This window comes from Escherichia sp. E10V5 (assembly GCF_004212315.1).
GTDB lineage: Bacteria > Pseudomonadota > Gammaproteobacteria > Enterobacterales > Enterobacteriaceae > Escherichia.
Window position 1 is genome coordinate 115748 of record NZ_RHJM01000030.1, and the last position, 6228, is coordinate 121975.

4 protein-coding genes are annotated in these 6228 nt (G+C 46.3%); 1 reads left to right on the forward strand and 3 read right to left on the reverse strand.

The annotated features are described in order from the left end of the window. The first annotated feature begins 20 nt into the window (after positions 1-20). Positions 21-3134 (forward strand): multidrug efflux pump RND permease MdtF, encoded by a 3114-nt coding sequence (mdtF, locus tag D9738_RS20110; RefSeq protein ID WP_130260997.1) that lies wholly within the window; start codon positions 21-23, stop codon positions 3132-3134. 363 nt (positions 3135-3497) lie between these two features. Here the strand turns inward: mdtF and gadW are convergent, their stop codons facing one another. The 3 genes from gadW to D9738_RS20125 form a co-directional block, all read right to left on the reverse strand. Then, the gene (gene gadW / locus D9738_RS20115; RefSeq protein ID WP_130209198.1) at positions 3498-4226 is read right to left on the reverse strand and encodes an acid resistance transcriptional activator GadW; all 729 of its coding nucleotides are present in this window, start codon (positions 4224-4226) and stop codon (positions 3498-3500) included. A 368-nt stretch (positions 4227-4594) separates the two neighbouring features. Further along, positions 4595-5410: a DNA-binding transcriptional regulator GadX gene (gene gadX / locus D9738_RS20120; RefSeq protein ID WP_130261003.1), complete on the reverse strand. Its 816-nt coding sequence runs from the start codon at positions 5408-5410 to the stop codon at positions 4595-4597. 395 nt (positions 5411-5805) lie between these two features. Next, positions 5806-6228: pyridoxal-dependent decarboxylase (locus D9738_RS20125; RefSeq protein ID WP_240780603.1), on the reverse strand; the 423-nt coding region annotated here is incomplete at its 5' end.

The window sequence follows — 6228 nt, forward strand, 5'->3', positions numbered from 1 at the left end:
GCAGGCTTAAGGGGACTTTCATGGCTAGCTATTTTATTGATCGCCCGGTTTTTGCCTGGGTACTTGCCATTATTTTGATGCTCGCAGGCGGGCTGGCGATCATGAACTTACCGGTGGCGCAATATCCGCAGATTGCACCACCGACCATCACCGTGAGCGCCACCTATCCGGGTGCTGATGCGCAAACGGTTGAAGATTCAGTCACTCAGGTGATTGAGCAAAATATGAATGGACTTGATGGCTTAATGTATATGTCATCAACCAGTGATGCGGCGGGTAATGCGTCCATCACACTGACCTTTGAGACAGGAACGTCGCCCGATATTGCGCAGGTTCAGGTGCAGAATAAACTGCAACTTGCTATGCCATCACTCCCCGAAGCAGTACAGCAACAAGGGATTAGCGTCAATAAGTCGAGCAGCAATATCCTGATGGTGGCAGCGTTTATCTCTGAAAACGGCAGCCTCAACCAGTACGACATTGCGGACTATGTGGCTTCTAATATTAAAGACCCATTAAGTCGTACCGCAGGTGTCGGTAGCGTGCAGCTCTTTGGTTCAGAGTACGCCATGCGTATCTGGCTGGACCCGCAAAAACTCAATAAATACAACCTTGTTCCTGCCGATGTTATTTCCCAAATCAAGGTACAGAACAACCAGATTTCCGGCGGTCAACTGGGCGGAATGCCACAGGCGGCAGACCAACAACTGAACGCCTCGATCATTGTGCAGACACGTCTGCAAACACCGGAAGAATTTGGCAAAATCTTGCTGAAAGTTCAGCAAGATGGTTCACAAGTGCTGCTGCGCGACGTTGCCCGCGTCGAGTTGGGAGCGGAAGATTATTCCACCGTAGCGCGCTATAACGGCAAACCTGCCGCCGGGATCGCTATCAAACTGGCTACAGGAGCAAACGCGCTCGATACCTCCCGGGCGGTAAAAGAGGAGCTCAACCGTTTATCGGCCTATTTCCCCGCCAGCCTGAAGACGGTTTATCCTTACGACACGACACCATTTATTAAAATTTCAATCCAGGAAGTTTTCAAAACGCTGGTTGAGGCCATCATCCTCGTCTTCCTGGTCATGTATCTGTTTTTACAAAACATTCGCGCTACGATCATCCCGACTATTGCCGTACCGGTCGTTATTCTCGGCACGTTCGCGATTTTGTCGGCGGTCGGTTTTACCATCAACACCCTCACCATGTTCGGGATGGTGTTAGCTATAGGGTTGTTGGTGGATGACGCCATCGTGGTGGTAGAAAACGTCGAGCGCGTGATAGCAGAAGATAAGCTGCCGCCGAAGGAAGCGACGCATAAATCAATGGGGCAAATCCAACGTGCGCTGGTCGGGATTGCCGTTGTGCTTTCCGCGGTGTTTATGCCAATGGCCTTTATGAGCGGCGCGACCGGGGAAATTTACCGTCAGTTCTCCATTACGCTGCTCTCCTCCATGTTGCTTTCGGTGTTTGTGGCGATGAGTCTAACGCCTGCCCTTTGCGCCACCATTTTGAAAGCCGTTCCAGAAGGCGGTCACAAACAGAATGCGTTGTTTGTGCGATTTAACCATCTGTTTGAAAAATCAACTCAACACTATACCGACAGTACCCGCTCACTGCTGCGCTGCACGGGTCGTTATATGGTGGTTTACCTGCTGATTTGTGCCGGGATGGCGGTGCTGTTTCTGCGTACACCGACCTCCTTCTTGCCGGAAGAGGATCAAGGGGTATTTATGACCACTGCACAGCTACCATCAGGTTCCACGATGGTTAACACCACTAAAGTGCTGCAGCAGGTGACCGATTACTATCTGACAAAAGAGAAAAATAATGTTCAGTCGGTGTTTACCGTTGGCGGCTTTGGTTTCAGCGGCCAGGGGCAAAACAACGGTCTGGCGTTTATCAGCCTGAAGCCGTGGTCTGAACGCGTCGGCGAAGAAAATTCGGTGACCGCGATTATTCAGCGGGCGATGGTGGCTCTTAGCCGCATCAATAAAGCAGTTATTTTCCCGTTCAACTTACCGGCGGTAGCAGAACTGGGGACAGCGTCAGGTTTTGATATGGAACTACTGGACAACGGTAACCTGGGACATGAAAAGCTGACCCAGGCGAGAAATGAGTTGCTGTCTCTGGCAGCGCAATCGCCTGACCAGGTCACCGGGGTACGCCCGAACGGCCTGGAAGATACACCGATGTTCAAAGTCAACGTCAACGCTGCGAAAGCTGAGGCGATGGGCGTGGAGTTGTCCGATATCAACCAGACCATTTCCACCGCTTTCGGTAGTAGCTACGTGAACGACTTCCTTAACCAGGGACGAGTGAAAAAAGTGTATGTCCAGGCGGGAACACCGTTCCGCATGCTGCCAGATAATATAAACCAATGGTATGTGCGCAACGCCTCCGGCACGATGGCGCCGCTTTCTGCTTATTCTTCAACAGAATGGACCTACGGCTCACCACGTCTGGAACGCTACAACGGTATTCCAGCAATGGAGATTTTAGGTGAAGCGACGGCAGGAAAAAGTACGGGTGACGCAATGAAATTTATGGCGGATCTGGTCGCAAAACTTCCGACTGGCGTTGGCTATTCATGGACCGGACTGTCATATCAGGAAGCGTTATCTTCCAACCAGGCACCGGCACTATATGCCATCTCGCTGGTCGTGGTGTTCCTTGCCCTCGCCGCACTTTATGAAAGCTGGTCGATTCCATTCTCGGTAATGCTGGTCGTACCGCTTGGGGTAATTGGCGCGTTACTGGCTACAGATCTGCGCGGCTTAAGCAATGACGTCTACTTCCAGGTTGGTCTGCTGACCACCATTGGGCTTTCCGCCAAGAACGCCATCCTGATTGTCGAGTTTGCGGTTGAGATGATGCAAAAAGAAGGGAAGACACCGATGGAAGCGATTATCGAAGCGGCACGGATGCGCTTACGCCCAATCCTGATGACCTCTCTGGCCTTTATTCTCGGCGTACTGCCACTGGTTATCAGTCATGGCGCAGGCTCCGGTGCGCAAAACGCAGTAGGTACAGGCGTTATGGGGGGGATGTTTGCAGCAACGGTGCTAGCGATTTACTTCGTTCCGGTCTTTTTCGTTGTGGTGGAACATCTCTTTGCCCGCTTTAAAAAAGCGTAACGCGTAAACGAGAGTAAGGTTGAGCGTGAGGGTTCAGCCTTACTCTTTCCCGCTAACCACTCGCCACTCAACAGCCAGCTTACCGCCAGGAACATCAAACTCAGTAAACAGCATTGAAAGTAGAACCCGCTCCAACCGTTGGTTATCAATTTAAACAACACGACACTGACCAGAATTCCCGTAATTGTATGAATTGCAAACTTAATAATCCTGAACATGCCGCGTCTTTTCCTCCTGAAAATACGTTTAGTGTTTTGCAAACTGCGAAAGCAAACTTGCCGGTGACCCGGCAGAGTTAATGAGGAAAGATTTTCACATGAAGTGTGAGGGAGATCCTGACCGACTTTCGAATGAGAAATCCAGTCAGTTAAAGGTCCCAGTTGACTGTTGCGCAAACTGGTGCGGTGTTACGCCATAGTACTGGCGGAAAGTATTAATAAAGTACGACGTACTGCTATAGCCACATTTTTCTGCAACCATCGGCAGCGGGATTTGTCGTAACTCGAGTAATCGTCTGGCCATCGACATTCGCGAGGCCAACAATATTTTACTGAAGCAAGTATTTTCATCCTGCAATTTTTTCTTGATTAGGCTTTCACTGGTATACATTTTTTCGGCGATATCACGCAGATACCAACGTTTGGCTATATCACAGCTAATAATGCGTTCAACTTTACCTGAAACAGTACTAATGCTATTAAAAAGGAAGGGAATAAGTTCTTTATTTCGTGAAAACATCGAAAGACAGGAAAAGTAAAGCATATTACTTAATGTTCTGGACGCAATATCTTCTTGAGCAAAACTATCAAATATCGCAGTGACCAGCGGCATTGGTGGTGTTGGGTTAACTAGCAACCGTTTTTTACCATGCAGCCCTAAACACCGACCCGAAAGACGGACATTGTGCAAATAATGGCTAATGATCCTTTCATCGATATCTAGTCTACGGGCATGGGATTCATCAAAAGGAAAATTCTCCACCATATATTTATCCATCAAAAGAATACTCTCTTTTTGCAAATAGAGTTTTTGCTGCTCATGATAAATATCAAATGAACGGCGGGTGAGGATCACTGAGCAAACGTGTGTCATGACAAGCCCTTATATTCCATTACTACAACCATTACAATTTCAGTATACAAATGAAATGATGTATGACTCCTGTAAAAATCCAAAACTGCCAAAATTGGTAGGACCAAAAAGTAATCACATACATAAGCGCATATATCAGTTAAGCCATAAAAAGTAAATGCATGCGTGATATATCTTAAATTTGTGTATAGCTTATGTTTATAAAAAATTGGCTGATCTTATCTCCAGCAAAAGTTATATTTAACCCACTGAGAGCACAAAGTTTCCCGTGCCAACATGGAGTGTTATAACGGCTTATTAGTCTGGAGACGGCAGACTATCCTCTTCCCGGTCCCCTATGCCGGGTTTTTTTTATCTTCAAAAAGCAATTATAACCTTACTATCCTTTCAGGGTGACAACACTTTCCTGCTAAACAAATGTCCATCATCAGAGGGTTATCACCCCCTCTTTCAGCTATTCGTTCATGATACTCAGTCGGTGTCATGCCATAATAATTGCGAAAAACATAAATAAAATACGACACACTGTTATAGCCACACAACACGGCCACTCGCTTTATAGAAAAGCCATGTATTACAATGAATTGTAACGCGCGTCGCATTCTACATTCGGTAAGCAGTTGCGAATAAGACGTCTCTTCTTCACGCAATTTTTTCTTTAACAAACTTGGACTCATCAATAACTCGCTGGCTATTTTCGCCAATGACCATTCATGAGCAATATTACGGTTAATGACCGTACAAACCCGAGTTCGCATATTGGGCTGTAGGATATTCATGAGTAGCGCTATAAACTGTTCATCTTCAAGAAAAACCGACAATATTGCGAATATTAATGCCCTGTTACGTAAAATCTCACCATAGCGGAGATTTTTACTCTGTGAAAGCTGTACAACTTCCTGAAAAACGGGGATATCTCGGGTACAGTGATGCACGATTAACGAAGGTACTTTTTTACAGGCATGAAGAGTTAATGCCTCCTCCTTGAGCATTGGGAGAAATAATGAAAGTGTTTCCTTCGTGACAAAGACGACGTTCTCTGCACAGTTATCAACTAAAATCTGGTTTGCATCCGCAAAAACCAAATCACCACCGTTAAAACAGCGATATTCACCATTCTGCATGGTAAGAATATATTTATGCTTTGCGTACGCAATTAAACAAGTTCCATGTAGTGATTGCATCATTAATACACTATAACAGAAACATATTATTGTATTTAATGTAGCACGCCAACACCCTAAGTCAAATCGCGATTTAAACAAAGCTTAAACGAAAAAAAATAATAGCATCCTAAGTGGTTAGAAGCATTGTTCCAGGTCACTTATTTTTCAATCTATTAGAGCAAAAACAAGCAATAATAACGGATATGAATAATAGCTGATGCATCCTATTGTAATTTGTACAAGATTTAATTTACATTGCAAATTATTCAATTATATGAATTTCCCAAAAAACAAAAAAATGATCAGAATTAGCATCCTGATCATTACGCCACTACTCTTATTTATAGGATATATTTCTTTACCGTGAATGAATTACACCCGCATGCTCCTGGCATGCAGGTGACATTCGGTTATCAGGTATGTTTAAAGCTGTTCTGCTGGGCAATGCCCTGCAGTTTCGGGTGATCGCTGAGGTATTTCAGGGAGGCTTTGTAGTCTTCCAGTAACAGTTCAGCGAAGTCCATTTCGAAGCCACGGCGGCACATAATGCGCATTACCACGATGTCGGTGGCTTCACCGCCGAGGGTAAATGCCGGAACCTGCCAGCCGCGCAGACGCAGACGTTCGGAAAGGTCATACAGGGTATATCCTGGATTTTCCCCGTCTTTCAGTTTGAAGCACACCGCCGGGATACCTTCATCTGGGCGCCCCGTACAGATGAACTCATACGGCCCCAGTTTGGCGATTTCATCCGCCAGATAAGCAGCAACCTGGTAAGAGGCGTTCTGTACTTTGGTATAGCCTTCACGACCGAGGCGCAGGAATTCATAGTACTG